The organism is Geodermatophilus sp. DSM 44513 (assembly GCF_032460525.1).
Taxonomy (GTDB): Bacteria; Actinomycetota; Actinomycetes; order Mycobacteriales; family Geodermatophilaceae; genus Geodermatophilus.
In genome coordinates this window covers 1,429,592-1,452,530 of sequence record NZ_CP135963.1, presented here as the reverse complement: position 1 = coordinate 1,452,530, position 22,939 = coordinate 1,429,592, and the positions used below count along the sequence as shown (strand labels likewise).

Below are 22,939 nucleotides of genomic sequence, written 5' to 3'. Positions count from 1 at the left end.
CCAGCGTAGGTGCCGGGACGGGGCGGCCCGGCCCGCACCGACCCGGCGACACCTCCCGCGCCTGGCTAGGGTCCGCGGGTGACCTTCTCCCTCGTCGGCCGCAGCCCGGACGGCTCCGCCCTCGGCGTGGCCGTGGCCAGCAAGTTCCTCGCCGCGGGCGCCTACGTACCGGCCGCGGCGGCCGACGCCGGGGCGCTGGCCACCCAGGCCCACGTGAACCTGGAGCTCAAGACCCGCGGGTTGGCCATGCTCCGCGAGGGCGTGGCCGCCGGCGAGTTGCTGCAGCGGTTCTTCGACGCCGACCCCGACCGCGCCGAGCGGCAGGCCGGGGTGGTCGACCGGGACGGCCGGGCGGCCACCTTCACCGGTGAGCGGGCCCAGCACTGGGCCGGCGGGCGCACCGGCGAGGGCCCGGAGGGGTCCTTCGCCGCCCAGGGCAACCTGCTCGCCGGCCCCGGCGTGGTCGACGCGATGGTCGACGCCTGGCTGGCCTCCGCCGCCGAGCCGGACCTCGCCCGGCGGCTGGTCGCCGCGCTGGCCGCCGGTCAGGACGCCGGCGGTGACCCCCGCGGCAAGCAGGCGGCGGCGGTGCTCGTCGTCTCAGCCGGCGGCGGCTACGGCGGGCTCGGCGACGTCGTCGTCGACCTGCGCAGCGACGACCACCCCGAGCCCATCGGCGAGCTGACGCGGATGCTGGACCTGCACGACCTGTACTTCGGCAGCACCCCGGCCGAGCAGCTGCTGGCGCACACCCCCGAGCTGGACGGGGAGCTGGTCCGCCGGCTGGCCGCGACCGGGTACGCCAGCGGCGACCTGGGCCGTGACCTCTACGACTGGATGGGCCGGGAGAACTTCGAGGAGCGCTGGCACGACGACCGGATCGACCCGGTGGTGCTGGAGCACCTGCGCCGCACCACCGGCTGACCGCGAGCGGGTGCGCCGGCGCCCCGGTCCGCGGTGGGGAACGGGGCGCCGGCGCACACCCTCAGCAGACGGGCAGCCGGGCCTTCAGGTAGGTCTCGACCTGGTCCAGGCCGACCCGCTCCTGGCTCATCGAGTCGCGCTCCCGGACGGTGACCGCGTCGTCGGTGAGGGTGTCGAAGTCCACGGTCAGGCAGAACGGCGTCCCGATCTCGTCCTGCCGGCGGTACCGGCGGCCGATCGCGCCGGCGTCGTCGAAGTCGACGTTCCAGGCGCGCCGCAGCGCCGCGGCCAGGTCGCGGGCCTTGGGCGAGAGGTCGGCGTTGCGCGACAGCGGCAGGACGGCGGCCTTGACCGGCGCCAGCCGCGGGTCCAGCCGCAGCACCGTGCGGGTGTCGACACCCCCCTTGGCGTTGGGGGCGGTGTCCTCGGTGTGGGCCTCGACGAGGAAGGCCATCAGCGAGCGTGTCAGCCCGGCGGCCGGCTCGATGACGTACGGCGTCCAGCGGCTGTTGGTGCCCTGGTCGAAGTAGCTGAGGTCGGTGCCGGAGTGCTCGGAGTGCGTCTTCAGGTCGAAGTCGGTGCGGTTGGCGATGCCCTCGAGCTCACCCCACTCCGAGCCCTGGAAGCCGAAGCGGTACTCGATGTCGACGGTGCGCGTCGAGTAGTGCGACAGCTTCTCCTTCGGGTGCTCGTAGTGCCGCAGGTTGTCCGGGGAGATGCCCAGTTCGGTGTACCAGCGGGTGCGCTCGTCGATCCAGTACTGGTGCCACTGCTCGTCGGTGCCGGGCTCGACGAAGAACTCCATCTCCATCTGCTCGAACTCCCGCGTCCGGAAGATGAAGTTGCCCGGGGTGATCTCGTTGCGGAAGGACTTGCCGATCTGGCCGATGCCGAACGGCGGCTTCTTGCGGGCCGCGCCCATCACGTTGGCGAAGTTCACGAAGATGCCCTGAGCGGTCTCCGGGCGCAGGTAGTGCAGGCCGGACTCGTCCTCGACCGGGCCGAGGTGGGTCTTGAGCATCATGTTGAAGTCGCGCGGCTCGGTCCACGCGCCCTTGGTGCCGCAGTTCGGGCAGGAGATGTCCGCGAGGCCGTTCTCGGGGCTGCGGCCCTTGCGCGCCTCGAACTCCTCCTCGAGGTGGTCGGCCCGGAAGCGCTTGTGGCAGTTCTGGCACTCGGTCAGCGGGTCGGTGAAGACGCCGACGTGCCCGGAGGCGACCCAGGTCATCCGCGGCAGGATCACCGAGGAGTCCAGCCCGACGATGTCGTCCCGGCTCTGGACGACGGTGCGCCACCACTGCCGCTTGATGTTCTCCTTGAGCTCCACGCCCAGGGGCCCGTAGTCCCAGGCGGAGCGGGTGCCGCCGTAGATCTCACCGGACGGGAAGACGAACCCCCGCCGCTTGCAGAGGTTCACCACCTTGTCCAGGCGTGCGGGGTCGTGCTTGGCGGTGCTCTCGCTCACGCGCGGGGCTCCATCCGGCTGGCGGTCGGCGGGGTGACCCGTCCACGGTAGTGGCCGCGCCGGGCCCGCCCGGCGGTCACCCGCCGGAGGCCATCAGGACCGCCCACGCCCCGCCGGCGGCCAGCGCGAGGACGAGCAGGAACAGCAGCAGCGTCCGGACCGGGTGGCGCTTCGGGACCACCCGCGGGTACGGCCGCGGACCCGGTCCGGGGCCGGCCAGCCAGGTGATCGTGGCCGCGTCCTGCGGACGGCCGGTGCCACCGGGCAGGTTGATCGTGGGCTGGTCGGCGATCCGGGCCGCCGGCGGGTCGGCCGGCGACGGTGCCGCGGACGCCCTCGCCACGGGCGCCGGCGGCTCCGGGTCCGACCCGGGTGCCGCCGGCGCCGCGGTGGGACCGCGGTCGGCGCCGCGCGGCGCCACGGGGATCTCGGTCGTGGGGGGACCGACGTCGGCGGCCGGCCGGGTCGGGGACGCCGCCCCCGCCGCGGACGGCGCGTCGCCGGCCGGTGCGCCGGCGGACGGTGCGTCGGCAGGTTGCGCGTCGGCGGGCGGTGCGTCGGCGGACGGCGCGGCCTGGGCCGGCACGGTCGGGGGGACCACGAAGTTGTCGGCCATCCGCGTCGGCGGCGCGGGCGGCAGGCTGACCGGCCGGGTGCGCTCGGCGGCCGGCTCCGGGGGGCCGGGACGGCGTGGTCCGGCGGTGGACTGCTGGCTCACGGGTGCTCCACACGTCGTCCGGGCGGCGCCGCTCGGCTGCGGCACGAGGTCCAGGTGGCCCCTGGATGCCCCGCCGGGCGGCCGGCCACACGTCGTCCTCCCGTGGAGGCCGTCACGCCGGGTCAGTCGGGGACGTAGACCCCGGGTTCGTCGAGGGCGTACAGCCACACCGGGGCGCCGGCGATCTTCACCTCGGCGGCCGACAGCGCCCTGCGGTAGGCACCGACGCCGTCCCAGCGGGTGACCAGCGCCCACAGCCCCGGGTCGTCGGCGCAGCGGCCGACCTCGCCGTCACGGTGGCCGGGGCGGGCGGCGAGGGCGGCCAGCAGGGCGTCGACGTCGGCGGCGAAGCCAGCGGCGTCGTCCTCGGGGACCCGCAGCCGGGTCACGGCGAACATCAGGCGCTGCCGAAGCGGCGCTGCCGGGAGGCGTACTCCTCGCACGCCGCCCACAGGTGCCGCCGGTCGAAGTCCGGCCACAGCGTGTCGAGGAAGACGAACTCGGCGTAGGCCGACTGCCACAGCAGGAAGTTGCTGGTGCGGTTCTCCCCGGAGCTGCGCACGAACAGGTCGACGTCGGGCATGTCCGGCTCGTCCAGGAACCGCGCGACGGTGCCCTCGTCGACCTTGCCCGGGTCGAGCCGGCCCGCGGCCACCTCGTGGGCGATGGCCGCCGCGGCGTCGGCGATCTCTGCCCGCCCGCCGTAGTTGACGCACATGGTCAGGGTGAGGACGTCGTTGTCGCGGGTGAGCTCCTCGGCGACCTCGAGCTCCCGGATGACGCTGCGCCACAGCCGCGGGCGCCGGCCGGCCCAGCGCACCCGCACGCCGAGCTCGTGCATCTCGTCGCGGCGGCGGCGGATGACGTCGCGGTTGAAGCCCATGAGGAAGCGGACCTCCTCGGGGCTGCGCCGCCAGTTCTCCGTGGAGAAGGCGTAGGCGCTGATCGCCCGCACGCCCAGCTCGATGGCGCCCTCCACGCAGTCGAACAGCGAGGACTCCCCCGCCTGGTGCCCCGCCGTCCGGGGCAGGCCGCGCTCCGCGGCCCAGCGGCCGTTGCCGTCCATGACGATCGCGACGTGGCCGGGCACCCGGCCGGCCGGGATCGACGGCGGCCGCGCGCCCGACGGGTGCGGGTCGGGCGCCTTCACCTCACGCCTCACGGGCCGGAGCCACCTCCCGGCGCTGCGCCGTCGGATCGGTGCGGTCGACCAGCGGCAGCGAGCGCAGCCCGCGCTCCAGGTGCCACTGCAGCAGCGCGGCGACCAGCCCGCTGCCCTCCCGGCGCTGGGGGCTCTCGCTGGCCTCGGCGGTGGTCCAGTCCCCGGACAGCAGCGCGTCGAGCAGCGCGATGGTGGCCGGGTTGGGCATCGCCGAGCCGGTGGGCCGGCAGGGCGGGCAGACCATGCCCCCGGCGGGCACCGAGAAGTGCCGGTGCGGGCCGTCCTCGCCGCACCGGGCGCAGCCGCCGAGCGCCGGCTCCCACCCGGCCACCGACATGGCGCGCAGCAGGAAGGCGTCGAGCACCAGCGGCGCGGGGTGGGTGCGCTCGGACAGCGCCCGCAGCGCGCCGACGACGAGCAGGAACAGCCGCAGGTTCGGTTCCTTCTCCTCCTCGGCCATGAGCCGGTCGGCGGTCTCCAGCACCGCGGTGCCGGCGGTGTAGGCCGGGTAGTCGCCGGCGATCGGCTGGCCGTAGGCGCGGATGGACTCCGCCTGGTTGACGATGTCGAGGGTGCGGCCGGTGTAGAACTGCAGGTCGACGTGGCTGAAGGGCTCCAGCCGGGCGCCGAACTTGCTCTTGGTGCGGCGCACGCCCTTGGCCACCGCGCGGACCTTGCCGTGCCGGCGGGTGAGCACCGTGACGATCCGGTCGGCCTCGCCCAGCTTCTGGGTGCGCAGCACGATCCCCTCGTCGCGGTACAGCGACCCGTGGACGGTGGACATCAGTAGCCCAGCCGGTTGAGCTTCTTCGGGTCGTCCTGCCACTCGCCGAGCACGGTCACGTGCAGGTCCAGGTGCACGCGGGCGTCCAGCAGCGTCTCCATCCCCTGGCGGGCCTCGGTGCCGATCGCCTTGACGGTCACCCCGCCCCTCCCCAGCAGCATCGGCTTCTGGCTGGGCCGCTCGACGTGCAGCAGCGCGTGCACCTCGACCAGCTCGCCGCCGTCCCGCTTGGGGTCCGGCCGGCGGGTCAGCTCCTCGATGGTGACCGCGAGGGAGTGCGGCACCTCCTGGAACACCTTCTCCAGCGCCGCCTCGCGGACCAGCTCGGCCAGCTGCCGTTCGACGTCCTCGTCGGTGGTCTGCTCGTCGGGGTACAGCGGGGGGCCCTCGGGCAGGAGGCCGACCAGCAGGTCCTCCAGCAGCTCGACCTGGTCGCCGCGCACCGCGCTCACCGGCACCACCTCGGCGGCCTCGACCAGCGCGCTGGCGGCCAGCAGCTGCTCGGCGACCTGCTTCTTCGACGCCGCGTCGGTCTTGGTGACCACGACGACGACCGGGGCCCGCACCTCGGCGAGCTGGCGGGCGATGTACCGGTCGCCGGTGCCGACGGGCTGGTCGGCCGGCACGCAGAACACGACCACGTCGACGTCGGACAGGGTGTCGCGGACGACGTCGTTGAGCCGGCGGCCCAGCAGGCTCTTCGGCTTGTGCAGGCCCGGGGTGTCGACGAGCACCAGCTGGCCGCCGGGCCGGTGGACGACGCCGCGGATGGCGTGCCGGGTGGTCTGCGGGCGGTTGCTGACGATGCCGACCTTCTCGCCGACCAGGGCGTTGGTCAGCGTGGTCTTGCCCGCGTTGGGGCGGCCCACCAGGCACGCGAAGCCGCTGCGGTAGGGCGGCTGCTCCGGCGGGCTCACCGGACCAGTCTCCCACCCCCGGACGACACCCTCCGAGCGCTCCCGGGGTCGCGTCCGTCCCCCGGGGGCCGGCCGCGGCCCGGGAGCGCGAGGACCGCTCCAGGAGCGGTTGGGGTCCGGCCGGCCGGGCTGTCTCAGACGGTGGTGCGGACGGCGCCGTCCGGGCCGGCCAGGAGCACCGGCGCCGACGGGGTGAGGTCGCGGACGGCGGCCAGCCCGGCGTCCTCGACGCCGTCCGCGGTCGAGACGACGGCCGCGGCCTCTAGCCCCGTCACGCCGCTGGACACGGCGGCGGCCACGGCGGCCTGCAGCGCGGTCAGCCGCAGCGAGGGCAGCGCGACGGTCGCGGCGAGGTAGGTGCGGCCGTCGGTGTCGCGGACCGCGGCACCCTCCGCGGCGCCGGTGCGCCCGCGTGCGGAGCGGGCCAGGGTGACGAGCTTGGCGTCCTCGGGGTCGAGATCGGTCACAGGCGGTCAGCGTTCCAGGGCGCCGGCGGGCTGCTCGACGCGGGTGGCGCCGGACGCGGTGGCCGCGGACGCCGGGGCACCGGACGTCGCGGCACCGGACGTCGTGGCCCTGGACGTCGTGGCCGCGACGTCCTCCGTGGGAGGCGGCTCGGCCGGCGACTGCCCGCCGTCGTCCTCCCCGTCGGTCTCGGGCACCCGGCACACCAGGAGGGTGTCGATGCGGTTGCGGCGCCCGCCGGTGCTCTCCGCGACCAGCCGCAGCCCTGCGACGTCGGCCCGGGAGCCCTCGATCGGCACCACGCCCAGCTCGCGGGCGAGCAGCCCGCCGACGGTCTCCACGTCGTCGTCGCGGGGCAGCTCCACCTCGAAGAGAGTGGCGAGGTCCTCGACCGGCAGCCGGGCCGTGATCCGCACCGAGCCGTTCTCCAGCTGCTCGACCGGCGGCCGCTGGAAGCGGTCGTGCTCGTCGGCGATCTCACCGACGATCTCCTCGAGGATGTCCTCGATGGTCACCAGCCCGGCGAAGCCGCCGTACTCGTCGACGACGATCGCGATGTGGATGCGCTGGGCCTGCATGTCCCGCAGCAGCTCGTCGACCGGCTTGGACTCCGGCACGAACGTCGGCGGGCGCATCAGCTCCTCGACCCGGACGTCGATCCGGACGTCCTGGCCGCCGGAGGTCCGGCGGATGAGGTCCTTGAGGTAGATGACCCCGACGACGTCGTCGACGTTCTCACCGATCACCGGGATGCGGCTGAACCCGCTGCGCAGGGCGAGTGCGAGGGCCTGGCGCAGCGTCTTGGTCCGCTCGATCCACACCACGTCGGTGCGCGGCACCATGACCTCGCGGGCGATGGTGTCGCCCAGCTCGAACACCGAGTGGATCATGTTGCGCTCGCCGGACTCGACCACGCCGCGCTCCTCGGCCATGTCGACCAGCTCGCGCAGCTCGACCTCGGAGGAGAACGGCCCGTCGCGGAAGCCGCGCCCGGGGGTGATCGCGTTGCCGACCAGGATGAGCAGCGTGGCCACCGGGCCGAGCACCCGGCCGAGCACGGCGACCACCCCGGCGGTGCGCAGCGCGAAGCCGTAGGCGTGCTGGCGGCCCAGCGTGCGCGGGCCGACGCCGATCAGCACGTAGGTGACGACGGTCATCACCCCGGCGGCGGCGAGCACCGGCTGCCACCCTCCGCCCCAGATCCGATAGAGGATGACCGCGACCAGGGTGGCGGCGACCATCTCGCAGCCGATCCGCAGCAGGAGCAGCAGGGCCACGTGCCGGGCCCGCTCGGCGACGACGTCGGAGAGCACGCCGGCCCGCTTCACGCCGTCGCGCCGCAGCTCGTCCACCCGCGCCTTGGACACCCGCTGCAGGGCGGCGTCCATGGCGCCGAACAGCCCGGCGAGCGGGACGAGCAGCACGGCGACCACCAGCAGGGTGATCTCGCCGGAGGTCATCGGGGAACCGGCCCCCGCTCGACCGGCTCACCGGTCATCGGGGCCCGCGGGGCGGCCCGCCAGCCGTCGAGCAGGGTGGACTGCAGGCCGAACATCTCCTTCTCCTCCGCGGGCTCCATGTGGTCGTAGCCCAGGAGGTGCAGCACGCCGTGGGTGGCCAGCAGGATCAGCTCGTCGTCCATGGTGTGGCCGGCGGCGCGGGCCTGGCGGATGGCGACCGAGGGGCACAGCACGACGTCCCCCAGCAGTGCCGGGCCGGGGTCGGGCTCGTCGGGGCGGCCGGTGTCCAGCTCGTCCATCGGGAAGGCCAGGACGTCGGTGGGCCCCTTCTCCCCCATCCAGCGCTCGTGCAGCGTGCTCATGTAGTCCGCGTCCACGCACAGCACCGACAGCTCGGCCATCGGGTTGACGCCCATCTCGGCCAGCACGTAGGTGCAGATGGCGGTGAGGGAGGACTCGTCGACGGCGATCTCGGACTCGTTGGCCACCTCGACCGGCACGGCGCTCAGCTCCCCTGCCGGCGCGGCCGCGAGGGCCGCACCGGCTGCTGGGCGGAGGCCGGGCGCTGGTCGTTCGCGGCGTCCCAGCGCTCGTAGGCGTCGACGATGTCGCCGACCAGCCGGTGGCGGACGACGTCGGAGCTGGTCAGGTGGGAGAAGTGCACGTCCTCGATGCCGTCGAGGATCTCCCGCACGATGCGCAGCCCGCTCTGCGCACCACCGGGCAGGTCGACCTGGGTGACGTCACCGGTGACCACGATCTTCGAGCCGAAGCCGAGCCGGGTGAGGAACATCTTCATCTGCTCGGCGGTGGTGTTCTGCGCCTCGTCGAGGATGACGAACGCGTCGTTCAGGGTGTTGTGCGTGACCAGGAAGTCGTCGGTCACGTACAGCGAGTCCTGCGCGGCGACCTGGATGCACAGGGTCTCCTGCTCGCCCACCGGCTCGATGCTGTCGATGAACCGCATCGGCCGGCCACCTCCGGCGAGCTCGTACGCCCGCTTCTTGCGCGACAGCCGGAACGGCTCGACGCCCTCGGGGAGACGGATGTCGAGGACGTAGGCGTCCTCGCGGTACTCGACCGGCCAGCCTCCGGCGAGGCCTGGCGGGCGGCCGGCCGACTCCCGCGGCCGGGTGTACACGACCCCGCCCAGGGACCGCACGAGGAAGGTGACGCCGTCCTTGAGGCCCGGTGACGTCGTCGAGTACTGCACGCGGCACGTGCGTCCGCGCTGCGTGACCGGCCCCCCGTCGGAGTCCAGGAGGCCCTGCAGCACGGCGGTGCGCACGGCCGCCGAGTTGTGCAGGTACTCCTCGGGCACGAACTTCGTGGCGGACGTCGTCCCGGCGAGGTCGAGACGCCGCAGCACCGCGGTCACCGGGTTGGCGACGCGCAGCCCCCCGCGCCCACCGTCCCGGTGCCGCAGCACGTAGTCGTACCCGGACTTGTGCTCCACCTCGATCCCGTCGAGCGCCTCGTCGAGCGCGACGACCAACTCGGCGTCAGCGGTCGCGAAGGCCGGCGTGGTGGACGTCGTCAGGCAGCCGTCGCCGAGCAGCAGGCCCAGGGCGTAGGGGTCCAGTGGCACGTCCTGGGGCGCGAGGTGGACCGGCTGGACCACCGGGAGCTCGTAGCGGCGGATGTTGCCGCGCCGGAGCCGGCCGACCATCTCCTGCGTCTCGAGGGTGCGGGTCGTCCCCCGGCGCTTGTCCTCGGGCGTCGCGACGGTCCACAGGTGCTCGCCGCAGGCCAGCGTCCACGCGCCGTCCTGGGTGGCGACCCGGTAGACCTGCTTGACGCCCTGGGGGTACACCCCCAGGACCGGGGTCGGCGTCCCGTCGGAGCCGATGACCAGGTCACCGACCTGCAGGGTGCCCATCGGCACGAAGCCGTCCGGGGTGAGCACCTGGGAGTTGTACGGCTGGGCCCGGCCACGCATGTAGGCCAGCGGGGCGACCTCGATGGTCCCCGACTGCATCAGCCGCGGGATCGACTCCGGGTCGACCATGTCGTGCAGCGCGTCGTACAGCGGCCGCAGGTAGGGGTCGATCTTCTCGCTGAGCGTGCCGGGCAGGTACCCGAGCCGCTCGCCGGCCTCGACGGCCGGGCGGGTGAGGATGATCCGGTTGACCTGCTTGGTCTGCAGCGCCTGCACGGCCTTGGCCATCGCCAGGTAGGTCTTGCCGGTGCCGGCCGGGCCGATGCCGAAGACGACGGTGTGCGTGTCGATGGCGTCGACGTAGCGCTTCTGGTTCAGCGTCTTGGGCCGGATGGTGCGCCCGCGGCGGCTGATGATGTCCAGGCTGAGGACGTCGGCCGGCCGCTCCGAGCCGCCGGCGCGCAGCATCCCGATGACCCGGCGCACCGAGTCGGGGCGCAGCGCCTGGCCGGTGCCCAGCAGCGCGATCAGCTCGTCGAAGACCGCGACGGCAAAGGCGTTGTCGGCCGGGCGGCCGGTCACCGAGATCTCGTTGCCGCGCACGTGGACGTCTGTGTCGACGGCCTGCTCGACCAGGCGCAGCAGCTCGTCGCCGGAGCCGAGGAGGGCGACCATCGACACGGAGTCGGGGACGGTGATGGTGGCCCGGACGGAGGTGGGGGCGCCCCCCGGACCCGTGGCGGGCGCACCGAGGTGGCCGTCGGCCGCTGCAGCCTGTGCCGAGGCCTCACGGGAGGTGGGCGCTCCGGGCACGGGGACGTTCGAGGAGGAGTCGGGCAAGAACCCTCGACCCTGCCTTCCTGCGAGAGGAGGTGCGGACCGTTCGACTCTACCCGCGCCCGCCGCCGCGGAACCCGCGCTCACCGACCCGAGTAGGTCGCCTTCCCGGGTCCCTCGGCGAGGAAGGAGGTCACCGCGCCGCGCAGGTCCTCGGTCGTGAACAGCGCGCCGGAGACGTCGGGCACCAGGTCGTCGGCGGCCCGCGCGCCCTGCCGCACCGCGGTCGTGACCAGCCGCTTCGTCGCGGCGTGGGCCACGGTCGGGCCGGCGGCGACCCGGTGGGCGTAGCCGCGGGCGGCCTCGGCGAAGCCCTCGTCGGGCAGCACCCGGTTCACCACGTCCCACCGCTCGAGGACGGCGGCGGGGTAGCGCTCGCCGGTGAACACGAACTCCTTGGCGCGGGCGGAGCCGGCCCGTTCGGCCAGCCGCTGCGGTCCGCCCATCGACGGGGTGAGCCCGACGACGATCTCCACCAGCCCGAACGACGCCCGCTCGGCGGCCAGCAGCACGTCGCAGGCCAGCGCCAGCTCGAAGGCGGCGGTGAGGGTGAGCCCGTGCGCGGCGAACACGGTCGGCACCGGGAGGTCCTCGACGGTCTGGGTCACCCGCAGCAGCCGCCGCCACAGGTCCGCCCCCTGACCGGCGGGCTCCGGGCCCTCGGCGATGTCGCGGAACACGGTCACGTCGACGCCGCCGGAGACGACCTTCCCGCGCGCCTCGACCAGCACCGCCCGGGTCCGTGCCGGGTCGGCGGGGTCGGTGAGCGCGACGAGTTCGTCGACGACCGCGTCGAGCGCGTCGAAGACGGCGGCGTCGAAGAGGTTCAGCGGCGGGTTGTCCAGGACGACGACGGCGACGTCGCCGTCCCGCTCGATGCGCACGGGGGCGGTCTCGGTCATGCCCGGCAGCCTGGCAGGCAGGTCCACCCCACGCCGCGCGGGTGCCGGACGTGGTCGTCCTCCTGCAGGCCGGACCCTCGCGGGGCATGCGATTGACCAGGACCGCACGACGGAGTGCACTCGGCGTGTGGACGACACCACCGGTCCGGACCGACGCTCCCCGCTACCGGTGGCCTGCACGCTCGGGCCCGAGGACGGGCCAGCCCGACTCGTCCGGTGGAGGAGGCTCCGTGACACCGCAGCCCCGGTCGTCCGCCTCAGCGACGGAGAGGTGGAGGTGAGCTACGAGCCCTGCCCAGGTGTCCGGCAGGAGCTCGCGGACCTGGCTGCCGCCGAACAGACGTGCTGCCCCTTCGTCACCTGGACCGTGACGGAGGTCCAGGGGCGCCCGGTCCTGCGGGTCACGGCGCCGGCGGGTGCACCCGAGGTGGTCACCCCCATCGCCGCGGTGTTCCAGGCCGGGGCGGACGCCACCTTCGCGCAGTAGCGGGTGGCCGACCGGTACGGGCTCGGGTGGCCGGCGTCCGGCTGGTCGCCCGGACCCGGCTGCGCTGACGCGCGCCGCCCGGCCGGCCGGTCCCCCTGGCCCGGGGCCGGTCAGCCGGGCGGCCAGCGCAGGTCGCGGCCACCGAGCACGTGCAGGTGCACGTGGTGGACGGTCTGCCCGGCCGCCGGGCCGGTGTTGGTCACCACCCGGTAGCCGGGCTCGGCGCCGTCCTCGGTGGCCAGCCCCTCCTGGACGGCGACGGCGGACACGGCGCGGACGACGGCACCGAGCAGGTCGGGGTCGGCCTGCGCCAGCGCGGCGACCGTGGGGTGGTGGGCCTTCGGGATCACCAGGACGTGCGTGGGCGCCTGCGGGTTGATGTCCCGGAAGGCCAGCGTCCGGTCGGTCTCGTGCACGACGTCGGCGGGGATGTCCCCGGCCACCATCCGGCAGAACAGGCAGTCGGTCACCCGCCGACCGTAATCGGGTGGACAGCCGCCCGTCAGTCACGGCTCTTGCGCTGCTCCCCCTGCTCTCGCGGTCGTGCAGCAGCGCGAGAGCGAGGGGAACAGCGCAAGAGTGCCCGGTGTCAGCGCTGGCCGGGCGTGGTCTCCACCCCGAGGTAGGCCTGCACGATGCGCTCGTCGGCGAGCAGGTCGGCCGCGGGGCCGGAGTGCACGATCTCCCCGCTGGCCAGCACGTAGCCGTGGTCGGCGGCGCGCAGCGCCCGGCGGGCGTTCTGCTCGACCAGCACCACGGTGGTCCCCGACGCCCGGATCTCCGCGATCACCCGGAACACCTCGTCGACGATCTTGGGGGCCAGACCCATGGACGGCTCGTCCATCAGCATGACCGTCGGCGCGGCCACCAGCGCCCGGGCGATGGCGAGCATCTGCTGCTCCCCGCCGGACAGCGACCCCGCGGGCAGGGCGCGGCGCTCGGCCAGCACCGGGAAGCGGTCGTAGACGGCGTCGATCGACCGCTGGGCGCCCGCCCCGGTGTGCCAGCCGCCCATCCGGAGGTTCTCCTCGATGGTGAGCGTGGCCAGGACCTGCCGGCCCTCGGGCACTTGCACCAGCCCGCGGCCGACCAGCTTGTGCGCCGGCGTCCGGGTGATGTCGCGGCCCTCGAAGGTGATCCGCCCTCCGGCCGGGCGCAGCAGCCCGGACACGGCGTTGATGACCGAGGACTTGCCGGCGCCGTTGGCCCCGACCAGCGTCACCAGCGAGCCCTGCTCGGCGGTGAAGCTCACCCCGCGGACGGCCTCGACCCGCCCGTAGGTGACCCGCAGGTCCTCGACGCTCAGGATCGGGGTGCTCACGTCGCGTTCCTCGGGGTGGTGTCCGGGGGGTCGAGCGTGCCGGCCACGCTCGGTCGGACGTCGGTGAGGGTGCCGGGTGCGCCGCCGTCGCCGCCGCCGGTGGGGTCGGCCAGGGTGCCGTCGGCGACCGACCCGCGGGCCGGCTCGCCGTCGTCGGCGTCCGCCGTGCCGAGGTAGGCCTCGATGACGGCGGGGTCGGCGGCGATCTGCGCCGGCGTCCCGCTGGCGATGACCTGCCCGAAGTCGAGGACGACGACTCGCGTGCAGGTCTCCAGGACCATCCCGACGTTGTGCTCGATGAACAGGATGGTCAGCCCGTCGCGGGCCAGCGACCGGATCAGCTCCGACAGCTGCCCGGCCTCGACGTGGTTCATGCCGGCGGCCGGCTCGTCCAGGACCAGCAGCGAGGGCTCGGCGGCCAGCGCGCGGGCGATCTCCAGCCGGCGCTGGTCGCCGTAGGACAGCGCGGAGGCCCGGGTGCCGGCCAGGTGACCGAGCCCGACCCGCTGCAGGCAGCGGGTGGCGTGCTCCAGCGCCGCCCGCTCGTCGCGCCGGGCCGAGGGCAGCCACAGCAGGCGGCGCAGGAAGGTGGGCCGGCTGACCAGGTGGGCACCGACCAGCACGTTCTCCAGCGCCGACAGCCGGTTGAACAGCTTGGAGTGCTGGAAGGTGCGGCTCACGCCGGCTGCGGCCAGCCGGTGCACGGGGGCCCGGCCGACCACCGTGCCGAGCACCGTGGCGGTGCCGGAGCTGGGCGGCACCAGCCCGCTGACCATGTTGACCAGGGTGGTCTTCCCGGCGCCGTTGGGGCCGATCAGGCCCACGACCTCGCCGCTGCGGACCTCCAGGTCGACGCCGCGGACGGCGTGCACGCCGCCGTACTCCTTGGACAGGCCGGCCAGGGCGACCACCGTCTCCCCCGGCGCCGGGTGCCGGCGGCCGGCCAGCCCCGGTGAGAGGTCGCCGTCCCCGGCGGCCGGTACCCGGGGGGTGCGCCGCGGGATCAGGCTGGTCAGCCCGCCGGGCAGGAAGAGGATGACCACGAGCAGCAGCAGGCCGGCGAGGAACGGCCGGATCCAGCCCGCCTCCACGCCGATCGCCCGCTGGACCTCCGGGACCATCGTCTGGAAGCCGCTGCCCAGGATCGGCCCGAGGAACATCGTGGAGCCGCCGAGCACCGCGGTGACCAGGCCGTCGACGGCGGCGGCGAAGTCGAAGTCGCTGGGCGCGATGAGTCGTACGTAGTAGGCGAACAGCACCCCGTACAGGCCGGCCACCGCACCGGAGGTGACGAACGCGGCGAGCCGGTGGCGGCCCACGTCGATGCCCATCGAGCGGGCCGCGAGCTCGTCCTCGCGGATGGCCTCCAGCGCCCGGCCGTACCGGGAGGGGCCCATCCGCCAGAACCAGTAGGCGACGACGGCCAGCGCGGTCCAGGCCATCCCGACGGTGAGGACGCGCGGCACGGCCAGCCCCTGCGCGCCGCCGGTCCACTCCAGGTTGAGCAGCACGACGCGCACCGCCTCGGCGAACCCGAGGGTCGCGATGGCGAGGAAGACCCCGCGCAGGTGCATCGTCGGCAGGCCGAGCACGACCGCGGCCAGGGCGCCGACCGCCATGCCGATCACGACGGCGGTCAGCAGCGCGGGCACGTCGCCGACGTCGTCGCCGCTGGGGGCCAGGCTGGCGGCGGTGAAGGCGGCCAGCGAGGCGAAACCGGCCTGGCCGAGGCTCAGCTGACCGGCGATGAGGACGGCGTAGAAGGAGTAGGCGAAGACCGCGCCGAGGGCGATGAAGGTCAGCGGGGTCGCGTACTGGGCGAGCATCAGACCTCCCGCACCTTCCGGGCGCCGAGCAGGCCCTGCGGGCGTACCAGCAGGATGAGGAACAGCAGGCCGAAGGCGATCACGTCCCGCCAGGACGAGCCGATGTACTGGACGGCGAACACCTCGGCCAGCCCCAGCACCAGGCCGCCGATGAGAGCGCCGGGCAGCGAGCCCATGCCGCCGACGATGATGACCGCCAGCCCCTTGAGCTCGATGGCGTAGCCCATGCCCAGCTGGGCGGTGTTGACGTTGATGGCGAACAGCACGCCGGCGACCGCGCCCAGCGCCGAGGAGATGGCGAAGGTGACCGCGGTGATCCGGTCGACGTCCACGCCGAGCACGCGGGCCGCGGTGGGGTTCTCCGCGACCGCGCGCATGCCGCGGCCCAGCCGGGTTCGGGTGACCATGTAGGTCAGCCCCACCATGAGGGTGAGGGAGACGGCGAGGATGACCAGCTGGGCCAGGGTCACCTGCGCGCCGGCGACCTCGTAGCGGTCCTCCGGGAAGGCGCCGGCTGGGAACCGGCGGGTGTCCGGGCCGTAGCGCCACTGCAGCAGGGCGATGAGCATGCCGGCCAGCGCGATCGAGGAGATCAGCCCGGCGAAGTGGGCGTCGGCCCGGTTCTTCAGCGGGCGGAAGGCCAGCCGCTCGATCACCAGCCCGAGCACCGCGCCGAAGACGAACACCACCGGCAGCGCCGCCCACAGCGACAGCCCGCCCCGCGCGACCAGCTCGATGCCGACGAACGCCGACGCGGCGAAGACCGCGGGGTGGGCCAGGTTCAGCCGGTCCAGGATGCCGAAGACCAGGGTGAAGCCGATGGCGAACAGCGCGTAGATCGAGCCGATGAAGATGCCGTTGAGGAGCTGCTGCACAGCCGTCCCTGTCTGGTCGGGGGTCCCGGGCCCGGGAGCCCCCTCCGGCCGCCCGGGCCGGAGGGGGCGGCGGGGTCACTCCAGGACGGCGAAGGCCCCGTCGCGGACGACCTGCACGACCGCCGGGTGCTCGGCGTCCCGGTTCTCGTCGATGGAGAACTGGCCGAGCACGGTCGGCACGTCCTGCAGCTCGCCGAGCGCGGCCTTGATGCTCTCCCGGTCGGCGGCGCAGTTGGCGCGGACGGCCTGGTCGACCAGCATCAGGCCGGCGTAGGCCTGGGCGGCGAACTGGTCGGGCTGGGCGCCGTACTCGGCCTCGTAGTCGGCCAGGAACGCGGTGTTCTCCGGGTTGTCCGACGCGGAGTTCCACGCCGCGCCCACGACCACACCCTCGGCCGCCTGCCCGGCGTCGGCCATCAGGCGCGGGTTGTTGAACCCGTTGCCGCCGATGATCGGCACGTCGATGCCGAGTTCCCGGGCCTGGGTGACCAGCGGGATCGCCGCCTCGATCAGCGCGGACACGACGATGGCGTCCGGGTCGCTCTGCTGGGCCTGGGTGAGCAGCGCCCGGAAGTCGGTGTCGGCCTTGGCGAACGTGATCGTCTCGCTCACCGTGACGCCCTCGGCCTCCAGCGCGGCGGAGAACGCCTCGTATCCGGACTCGGTGAACGCGTCGTCGTTGCTGTACATGACCACCACGTCCTGCAGGCCGAACTCCTCGGTGGCCTTGGCGATGGTCTGCGGGATGACGGCCTGCTCGGTGAGCGAGTTGCGGAAGACGTAGTCGCCGATGTCGGTGATGCCGGCCGCGGTGTTGGAGATGCCCAGCACCGGGACCCCCGCCTCCTGGGCGATCGGGTCGGCCTGCACCGCGGTGTTGGACAGCGTCGGGCCGATGATCAGGCTGACGCCGTCGGTGACGAACTGGTCGAACAGGGTGATGCCCTGCCGGGGGTCGGTCTGGTCGTCCTCGACCTGCAGGGCGTAGGTGACGCCGCCCTTCTCGGCCAGCTGCGCGGCGGCCAGCTCCAGCCCGCGCTGCTGGGACTCCCCGTAGCTGGCCGCGGCACCGGTGAGGCTGAGCACCGCACCGATGGGCACCTCGCCCTCGATGGTGCAGGAGTCCCCGGTGCCCTCACCGGAGAGCTCCCCGGAGGCGGTGGCGGCACCCCCGCCCGTGTCGCCGGAGCCGCAGGCGGTGAGGACGAGGGCCGCCGCGCTGGCGACGACGGCGGTGTGCAGGTGGACGCGCATGTCTCTCCCCTGGTTCGTGCACGACGCCCGCACCGGGCCGGCGGAGCGGCACCGGCGGCGGCCGGGGACGGCCCCGTGCCCCGCGGAGGTCGTGCGGCCGGCCGGTACCGGCCGGCGCGTGGCCGCCGACACACTAAGCACCCGGGCGCGGCAGCCCGACCCGGGCGGTGGCACCGTGCCCAGAACGTGACCTGGCACGGGGCGGGGCGCCGGTGGCGGGGCCGGTACAGGATGGGGGCCCGTCCCCGGCCCCGGAGGTGCCCGTGCCCGTCCCCCGTCCCTGCTCGAGGACGTCGAGGACGTAGTGGGGAGTCGACGTGCCGCCCGGTCGGGTGGCCCCGCAGCCCCGCCCCGCCCGCCGTCCCCCGCCCTGTCCCGTCGCACGCTGTCCCGTCGCACGCTGTCCCGTCGCGCGCTGCTCGCCGCCGGTGCCGCCGTCGCGCTCACCGGCTGCGGCGCCTCCGCCGCCGCACCGTCCGGACCGGCCGCACTGCGCGTCGGCGCGATCCCCGACCAGGACCCCGAGGTCCTGCAGCGCGTCTTCGGCACCGTCGCCGACGCGGTGGCCACCGCCCTCGACCTGCAGGTGACGTACACCCCGGTCACCGACTACGCCGCCGCCGTCTCCCTGTTCCGCACCGGCGACCTGGACCTCGTCTGGTTCGGCGGTCTCACCGGCGTCCAGGCCCGGCTGCAGACCCCCGGCGCCCGGCCGGTCGCCCAGCGCGACATCGACCGGGCCTTCACCTCGGTGTTCGTCGTCAACGCCGCGACCGGGCTGGCGCCGTCGGGCGACCTCGCCGCCCTCGCGCCGCTGCGGTTCACCTACGGCAGCCCGACCTCGACGTCGGGCCGGCTGATGCCCGCCTGGTTCCTGCGTGAGGCCGGCGTCGACCCCGACGGCTTCCCCGGCGGGCCCGGGTTCGCCGGCTCGCACGACGCCACGCTGGCGCTGGTGGCCTCCGGCACCTACGAGGCCGGGGTGCTCAACGCGCAGGTCTGGCGGGCCCGGACCGCGGAGGGCGCGGTGGACCCGGCCGTCGTCCGCTACGCCGAGACGCCCCCGTACGCCGACTACCACTGGCTGCTGCACCCGGCGGCGGCCGGGCGCACCGGCGTCCCCGACCTGCACGACCGGCTGGTCGCCTTCCTCACCGGGCTGCCCCCCGGCGACCCGGTGCTGGACCTCCTCGGTGCCGGCGCGTTCGTCCCGGTGCAGCCGGGCGAGCACGACCGCATCGAGCAGGTCGGCCGCGAGCTGGGACTGCTCCGCTGACCGCCGTGCTGCGGCTGGCCGGTGTCGCGGTGCGGTACGGCGGGACGACCGCGCTGGACGGGGTGGACCTGACCGTGCGCCCCGGCGAGCGGGTCGCGCTGGTCGGCGCGTCGGGGGCTGGCAAGTCCACGCTGCTCGCGGTGGCCAACGGGTCGGTCCTGCCCACGGCCGGGTCGGTGCGGGTGCTCGGCGGCTCCCCCGCCGACCGGCGGGTGCGCGCCCGGATCGGCACCGTGCACCAGTCGCTGGAGCTGGTCGGCCGGCTGCGCGTGGTGCACGAGGTCAACGCCGGCCGGCTGGCCGACTGGTCGGCGGCGCGGGCGGCCTGGTCGCTGGTGCGCCCGCAGGGCCTGCCCGAGGTGCGGGCAGCGCTGGAGCAGGTGGGCCTGGCCGACCGCGTCTTCGCGCGCACCGACCGGCTCTCCGGCGGGCAGCGCCAGCGGGTCGCCCTGGCCCGCCTGCTGGTGCAGCGCCCGGAGCTGGTGCTGGCCGACGAGCCGGCGTCCGCCCTGGACCCGGTGCTCGCCGACCGGGCGCTGACCCTGCTCGGCGGGCTGGCGGCGGCCCGGGGCGGTGCGCTGGTGACCGCCCTGCACGACCCCGGGCTGGTGCGGCGGCACTGCGACCGGGTCGTCGGCCTGGCCGGCGGCCGGGTGGTACTGGACCGCCCCGTGGCCGCGCTGTCGGCGGCCGACCTGGCGGGGTGCTACGGGACGCCGGCGTGACGGCCCTGCTCGACCGGCCGGTGGCCCCGGCCGCTCCCCGGCTGCGGCGGGACCGGCGCCGCTGGGCGTGGGGGCTCGCCGCGGCGGGGCTGCTGGTGTGGTCCCTGGCCGGCGCCGGGCTGTTCGGCGGCGGGGTGGTCAACCCGGGGGGGACGGCGCAGGTCGGCCGGTTCGCCGCCGCGGCCCTCTCCCCCGCGACCGACGCGGAGTTCCTCGGCGTCCTCGGCCGGTCGGTGCTGGTCACCGTCGGGCACGCCGCGGCCGGCACCGCCCTGGCGCTGACGATCGGCGTCGCCGGTGCGGCGCTGCTCTCCCGGGGCACCGGAGGACGCCGCCGGGCCGGCCGGTGGGCCGCCCGCGGGCTGCTGGCCGTCCCGCGGGGACTGCACGAGGCGGTGTGGGGGCTGCTGCTGGTCAACGTGCTGGGACTGGACCCCTGGGTCGCGGTGCTGGCGATCGGGCTGCCCGCCGGTGCGGCCACCGCCCAGGTGTTCGCCGCGCTGGTCGACGAGGTGCCGCGGGGGGCCTACCGGGCGCTGCTGGCCGCCGGTGCCCGCCGCCCGGCCGCCGCCCTGTACGGGCTGCTGCCCCCGGCCGCGGGCGGGCTGCTGTCCTACGCGTTCTACCGGCTGGAGTGCGCGGTCCGGTCGGCGGTCGTCCTCGGCATGGTGGGTGCCGGTGGGCTGGGCTACCAGCTGGCGCTGTCCTTCGCCTCGCTGCGCTGGGCGCAGGTGTGGACGGCGGTCTACGCCCTCGCCGGGCTGTGCCTGCTCGCCGAGCTCGGCGGGCGGGCGGTGCGCCGGCGGCTGGCCGCGCCGCCGCCAGCCCTGTCGTCGCAGCCGTCCGGACGGCGGGACCCGGTGCTCACCGCGGCCGTCGTGGGGACCGTGGTGCTGGTCGCGTGGTCGGCCTGGTACCTGGCGCTGTCCCCGGCGTCGCTGGTGTCGGCGGGCACCGTCGAGCAGCTGGCGTACGTGGGCGGCGCGGCCTGGCCGCCGGCCACCGACGGCGGCCTGCTGCGCACGATCGGCGGGCTGGCGGTGGACACGGTGCAGATGTCGGTGGTCGCGGTCGCCGTCGCGCTGCTGGGTGCGGTGCTGCTGGCCGGCGCCGCTGCCCGCCCGGAGCGGCCGACGCCGGCCCGGCGGGTGACCGGGGCGCTGGTACGGGCCGGGCTGCTCCTGCTGCGCACCGTGCCGCCGCCGGTGTGGGCGCTGGTGGCGCTGTTCGTGCTGCGTCCCGGGGTGCTGCCCGGGGCGCTGGCGCTGGCCGCCGGCGCGCTGGGGGTGCTGGGCCGGCTGGCGGCCGAGGCCACCGAGGAGCTCGACCCGCGGCCGCGGGCGGCGCTCACCGCACTCGGTGCCCGGCCGGTGGCGACGTGGCTCTACGGCATCGCGCCGCGGGCGGCCGGGCCGGTGCTGGCTCACGCGCTGCACCGCTGGGAGGTCGCCGTCCGGGACACGGTGCTGGTCGGGCTGCTCGGGGCCGGCGGGCTCGGCGCACTGCTGGCCGCGGAGCTGGCCACCTTCGACTGGGCCGCGGTCAGCACGGTGCTCGCCGCGGTCGTCGTCCTGACCTGGGCGGTCGACGTGGTCAGCGACCGCGCCCGGGCCGCCCTGCGCTGATGCGTCCCCCGGCCGGCTGGACGCGTCCGGGCTCACCGTGACGGGTCCTGGCTCACGACCGGCAGTGAGCCAGGACCGGCGATGACCAGCTCAGCTGATCATCGGCGCGGCCCGCGGGTCAGGCCCAGCGGGTGCGGACGGACAGGGCGGCCAGCGCGGCGGCGCCGGCGGTCGAGGTGCGCAGCACCTCCGGGCCCAGCCGCACCGGGCGGGCCCCGGCGGCGTTCAGCGCGACCACCTCGCCGTCGCTGAGCCCGCCCTCGGGCCCCACGACGACGGCGACCGAGCCGGACGACGGCAGGTCGACGCGGGCCAGCGGGTGGCGGGCCTGCTCGTGCAGCACCAGCGCCACGTCCAGGTCGGCGAGCTCCCCGCACACCTGCCGGGTGGTCATGACGTCGGTGACCTCGGGCACGCGGGGACGGCGGGACTGCTTGCTGGCCGCCCGGGCCGCGGCCCGCCACCGCGCCACGCCCTTCGCGGCACGGTCCTCCCGCCAGCGGGTGACGCAGCGGGCGGCCGCCCACGGGACGATCCGGTCGACGCCGAGCTCGGTGGCCAGCTCCACGGCCAGCGGGCCGCGGTCGCCCTTGGGCAGCGCCTGCACCAGCACCAGCTCCAGCGCCCGCAGCGGCACCTCGTGGCGGGCGGAGACCGCGACCCGCAGCCCCTCCGGCCCGGCGGCGGCGACCTCGCCCTCCGCGACGGTGCCGCGACCGTCGCCGACGCGCACCCGCTCGCCGGGGGTCAACCGCAGCACGTCGACGGCGTGCCGGCCCTCGGACCCACCGACCAGCACCTCGACGGCGTCGGGCAGCTCGTCGAGCAGGAACAGCGGCGCCCCGTCCAGCTCGGGCAGCCGGTCGTCGGTGGGCACGGTGCTCATGCGGCCTCCGGCCTCACTTGAACAGCCGGGAGAACAGCCCGCCGTGGTTCTCCGAGCCGGCGGCCGCCGGACGGTCCTCACCGCGCAGGGCGGCCAGCTCGCGCAGCAGCTTCTCCTGCTCGGCGTCCAGCCGAGTGGGCGTCTCGACCTCGACGTGCACCAGCAGGTTGCCGCGGCCGGTGGCGCGCAGCCGCGGGGCGCCCTTGGCGCGCAGGGTGAGCACGCTGCCGGACTGGGTGCCCGGGCGGATGTCGACCTCTTCCGGCCCGTCGAGGGTCTCCAGGGTCAGCGTCGTGCCCAGCGCCGCGGCGGTCATCGGCAGGGTGACCCGGCAGTGCAGGTCCTCGCCGTCCCGGGTGAACACCTCGTGCGGGCGCTCGGCGATCTCCACGTACAGGTCGCCGGCCGGGCCACCGCCGGGGCCGACCTCGCCGTGGCCGGTGAGCCGGATCCGCATGCCGTCCTCCACGCCCGCGGGCACCTTGACCGGGATGGTGCGGCGGGCGCGCACCCGTCCGTCCCCGCCGCACTTGGCGCACGGCTCGGGGATGACCTGACCGGTGCCGGCACAGGTCGGGCACGGGCGGGTGGCGACGACCTGGCCGAGGAAGGAGCGCTGCACGCTCTGCACCTCCCCGCGCCCGGAGCAGGTGGCGCAGGTGGTGGCGTGGGTGCCCGGCGCGGTGCCGGCACCGGTGCACGCGTCGCACAGCACGGCGGTGTCGACGGTGATGTCCCGGGTGGTGCCGAACACCGTCTCGTCGAGGTCGAGGTCCAACCGGATCAGCGCGTCGCCGCCGGCCTGCACCCGGCTGCGCGGGCCGCGCGCGGCCCCGCCGCCGAAGAAGGCGTCCATGATGTCGCCGAGCCCGCCGAACCCGGGCCCGCCGAACCCGCCGGCCCCCGCGCCGCCCGCGCCCGGGCCGGTGTCGAAGGGGTCACCGCCGAGGTCGACGATGCGCCGCTTGTCCGGGTCGGTCAGCGCCTGGTAGGCGCGGCTGACCTCCTGGAAGCGCTCCTTGGCCTCCGGCTCGGGGTTGACGTCGGGGTGCAGGTCCCGGGCCAGCCGCCGGTAGGCCTTCTTGACGTCGGTGTCACTGGCACCGCGGGGCAGGCCCAGCACGGCGAAGTAGTCGGTTGCCATCGGGAGA

Annotated in this window: 23 protein-coding genes; 5 read left to right on the top strand and 18 right to left on the bottom strand. The window is 75.2% G+C overall.

The annotated features are described in order from the left end of the window. The first annotated feature begins 78 nt into the window (after positions 1 to 78). Complete coding sequence (locus RTG05_RS07100; RefSeq protein ID WP_166528052.1) at positions 79 to 924, top strand: DUF1028 domain-containing protein; 846 nt, start codon at positions 79 to 81, stop codon at positions 922 to 924. 61 nt (positions 925 to 985) lie between these two features. Here the strand turns inward: RTG05_RS07100 and RTG05_RS07095 are convergent, their stop codons facing one another. The 11 genes from RTG05_RS07095 to RTG05_RS07040 form a co-directional block, all read right to left on the bottom strand. Beyond that, positions 986 to 2,389 carry a glycine--tRNA ligase gene (locus RTG05_RS07095; protein ID WP_166528051.1) on the bottom strand — a complete coding sequence of 468 codons (1,404 nt, stop codon included), beginning with the start codon at positions 2,387 to 2,389 and terminating at the stop codon, positions 986 to 988. 76 nt (positions 2,390 to 2,465) lie between these two features. Further along, complete coding sequence (locus RTG05_RS07090) at positions 2,466 to 3,107, bottom strand: hypothetical protein (protein ID WP_315912404.1); 642 nt, start codon at positions 3,105 to 3,107, stop codon at positions 2,466 to 2,468. A gap of 122 nt (positions 3,108 to 3,229) precedes the next feature. Beyond that, positions 3,230 to 3,505, bottom strand: a complete 276-nt coding sequence (locus RTG05_RS07085; RefSeq protein WP_166528049.1) for an antibiotic biosynthesis monooxygenase family protein — start codon at positions 3,503 to 3,505, stop codon at positions 3,230 to 3,232. After that, positions 3,505 to 4,269 carry an isoprenyl transferase gene (locus RTG05_RS07080; RefSeq protein ID WP_166528048.1) on the bottom strand — a complete coding sequence of 255 codons (765 nt, stop codon included), beginning with the start codon at positions 4,267 to 4,269 and terminating at the stop codon, positions 3,505 to 3,507. The genes RTG05_RS07085 and RTG05_RS07080 overlap by 1 nt, the downstream gene beginning before the upstream one ends. Further along, positions 4,259 to 5,053, bottom strand: a complete 795-nt coding sequence (recO, locus tag RTG05_RS07075) for a DNA repair protein RecO (RefSeq protein WP_166528047.1) — start codon at positions 5,051 to 5,053, stop codon at positions 4,259 to 4,261. The genes RTG05_RS07080 and recO overlap by 11 nt, the downstream gene beginning before the upstream one ends. Continuing rightward, a complete protein-coding gene (gene era, locus RTG05_RS07070; protein ID WP_166528046.1) occupies positions 5,053 to 5,970 on the bottom strand; it encodes a GTPase Era in 918 nt (305 codons plus the stop codon). The genes recO and era overlap by 1 nt, the downstream gene beginning before the upstream one ends. Positions 5,971 to 6,104: 134 nt before the next feature. Next, on the bottom strand, positions 6,105 to 6,437 hold the full coding sequence (locus RTG05_RS07065) for a cytidine deaminase-like protein (protein WP_166528045.1): 333 nt from the start codon (positions 6,435 to 6,437) through the stop codon (positions 6,105 to 6,107). 6 nt (positions 6,438 to 6,443) lie between these two features. Next, the gene (locus RTG05_RS07060) at positions 6,444 to 7,895 is read right to left on the bottom strand and encodes a hemolysin family protein (RefSeq protein ID WP_166528044.1); all 1,452 of its coding nucleotides are present in this window, start codon (positions 7,893 to 7,895) and stop codon (positions 6,444 to 6,446) included. After that, on the bottom strand, positions 7,892 to 8,395 hold the full coding sequence (gene ybeY / locus RTG05_RS07055; protein WP_166528043.1) for an rRNA maturation RNase YbeY: 504 nt from the start codon (positions 8,393 to 8,395) through the stop codon (positions 7,892 to 7,894). Before ybeY ends, RTG05_RS07060 begins: the two co-directional genes overlap by 4 nt. A gap of 5 nt (positions 8,396 to 8,400) precedes the next feature. Continuing rightward, entirely contained in the window at positions 8,401 to 10,449 is a 2,049-nt protein-coding gene (locus RTG05_RS22330) for a PhoH family protein (RefSeq protein ID WP_396349640.1), read from the bottom strand. A 245-nt stretch (positions 10,450 to 10,694) separates the two neighbouring features. After that, a complete protein-coding gene (locus RTG05_RS07040) occupies positions 10,695 to 11,513 on the bottom strand; it encodes an enoyl-CoA hydratase/isomerase family protein (RefSeq protein ID WP_166528042.1) in 819 nt (272 codons plus the stop codon). A 277-nt stretch (positions 11,514 to 11,790) separates the two neighbouring features. Here RTG05_RS07040 and RTG05_RS07035 point away from each other — a divergent pair, with 277 nt between their 5' ends. Then, positions 11,791 to 12,000 carry a hypothetical protein gene (locus tag RTG05_RS07035; RefSeq protein ID WP_166528041.1) on the top strand — a complete coding sequence of 70 codons (210 nt, stop codon included), beginning with the start codon at positions 11,791 to 11,793 and terminating at the stop codon, positions 11,998 to 12,000. Positions 12,001 to 12,110: 110 nt separating this feature from the next. Here the strand turns inward: RTG05_RS07035 and RTG05_RS07030 are convergent, their stop codons facing one another. The 5 genes from RTG05_RS07030 to RTG05_RS07010 form a co-directional block, all read right to left on the bottom strand. Further along, positions 12,111 to 12,470, bottom strand: coding sequence for a histidine triad nucleotide-binding protein (locus tag RTG05_RS07030; RefSeq protein ID WP_315912403.1), 360 nt, complete (start codon positions 12,468 to 12,470; stop codon positions 12,111 to 12,113). Between the two features lie 119 nt (positions 12,471 to 12,589). Continuing rightward, the gene (locus RTG05_RS07025) at positions 12,590 to 13,309 is read right to left on the bottom strand and encodes an ABC transporter ATP-binding protein (protein WP_396349639.1); all 720 of its coding nucleotides are present in this window, start codon (positions 13,307 to 13,309) and stop codon (positions 12,590 to 12,592) included. Between the two features lie 8 nt (positions 13,310 to 13,317). Beyond that, positions 13,318 to 15,147, bottom strand: coding sequence for a branched-chain amino acid ABC transporter ATP-binding protein/permease (locus RTG05_RS07020; protein ID WP_166528039.1), 1,830 nt, complete (start codon positions 15,145 to 15,147; stop codon positions 13,318 to 13,320). Next, positions 15,147 to 16,022 carry a branched-chain amino acid ABC transporter permease gene (locus RTG05_RS07015; protein ID WP_166528038.1) on the bottom strand — a complete coding sequence of 292 codons (876 nt, stop codon included), beginning with the start codon at positions 16,020 to 16,022 and terminating at the stop codon, positions 15,147 to 15,149. Before RTG05_RS07015 ends, RTG05_RS07020 begins: the two co-directional genes overlap by 1 nt. Before the next feature lie 75 nt (positions 16,023 to 16,097). After that, complete coding sequence (locus tag RTG05_RS07010; protein WP_166528037.1) at positions 16,098 to 17,276, bottom strand: ABC transporter substrate-binding protein; 1,179 nt, start codon at positions 17,274 to 17,276, stop codon at positions 16,098 to 16,100. 304 nt (positions 17,277 to 17,580) lie between these two features. Here RTG05_RS07010 and RTG05_RS07005 point away from each other — a divergent pair, with 304 nt between their 5' ends. From RTG05_RS07005 to RTG05_RS06995, 3 genes are read left to right on the top strand one after another with little or no spacing between them, the layout of a single operon-like run. Beyond that, entirely contained in the window at positions 17,581 to 18,552 is a 972-nt protein-coding gene (locus tag RTG05_RS07005) for a putative selenate ABC transporter substrate-binding protein (protein WP_166528036.1), read from the top strand. 5 nt (positions 18,553 to 18,557) lie between these two features. Beyond that, entirely contained in the window at positions 18,558 to 19,277 is a 720-nt protein-coding gene (locus RTG05_RS07000) for a phosphonate ABC transporter ATP-binding protein (protein WP_315912402.1), read from the top strand. Beyond that, entirely contained in the window at positions 19,274 to 20,902 is a 1,629-nt protein-coding gene (locus RTG05_RS06995; RefSeq protein WP_315912401.1) for a PhnE/PtxC family ABC transporter permease, read from the top strand. Before RTG05_RS07000 ends, RTG05_RS06995 begins: the two co-directional genes overlap by 4 nt. A 118-nt stretch (positions 20,903 to 21,020) precedes the next feature. On the opposite strand, the gene RTG05_RS06990 is transcribed toward RTG05_RS06995, so the two are convergent. Then, positions 21,021 to 21,788: a 16S rRNA (uracil(1498)-N(3))-methyltransferase gene (locus RTG05_RS06990; RefSeq protein WP_166528035.1), complete on the bottom strand. Its 768-nt coding sequence runs from the start codon at positions 21,786 to 21,788 to the stop codon at positions 21,021 to 21,023. Positions 21,789 to 21,801: 13 nt separating this feature from the next. Next, entirely contained in the window at positions 21,802 to 22,932 is a 1,131-nt protein-coding gene (gene dnaJ / locus RTG05_RS06985) for a molecular chaperone DnaJ (protein ID WP_166528034.1), read from the bottom strand. Positions 22,933 to 22,939 lie beyond the last annotated feature (7 nt).

Coding starts and splice junctions, on each gene's coding strand:
- RTG05_RS22330 (WP_396349640.1), bottom strand. CDS start 10,449: ATGGTCGCCCTCCTCGGCTCCGGCGACGAGCTGCTGCGCCTGGTCGAG.
- RTG05_RS07010 (WP_166528037.1), bottom strand. CDS start 17,276: ATGCGCGTCCACCTGCACACCGCCGTCGTCGCCAGCGCGGCGGCCCTC.
- RTG05_RS07040 (WP_166528042.1), bottom strand. CDS start 11,513: ATGACCGAGACCGCCCCCGTGCGCATCGAGCGGGACGGCGACGTCGCC.
- RTG05_RS07060 (WP_166528044.1), bottom strand. CDS start 7,895: ATGACCTCCGGCGAGATCACCCTGCTGGTGGTCGCCGTGCTGCTCGTC.
- RTG05_RS07085 (WP_166528049.1), bottom strand. CDS start 3,505: ATGTTCGCCGTGACCCGGCTGCGGGTCCCCGAGGACGACGCCGCTGGC.
- recO (WP_166528047.1), bottom strand. CDS start 5,053: ATGTCCACCGTCCACGGGTCGCTGTACCGCGACGAGGGGATCGTGCTG.
- RTG05_RS06990 (WP_166528035.1), bottom strand. CDS start 21,788: ATGAGCACCGTGCCCACCGACGACCGGCTGCCCGAGCTGGACGGGGCG.
- dnaJ (WP_166528034.1), bottom strand. CDS start 22,932: ATGGCAACCGACTACTTCGCCGTGCTGGGCCTGCCCCGCGGTGCCAGT.
- RTG05_RS07020 (WP_166528039.1), bottom strand. CDS start 15,147: ATGCTCGCCCAGTACGCGACCCCGCTGACCTTCATCGCCCTCGGCGCG.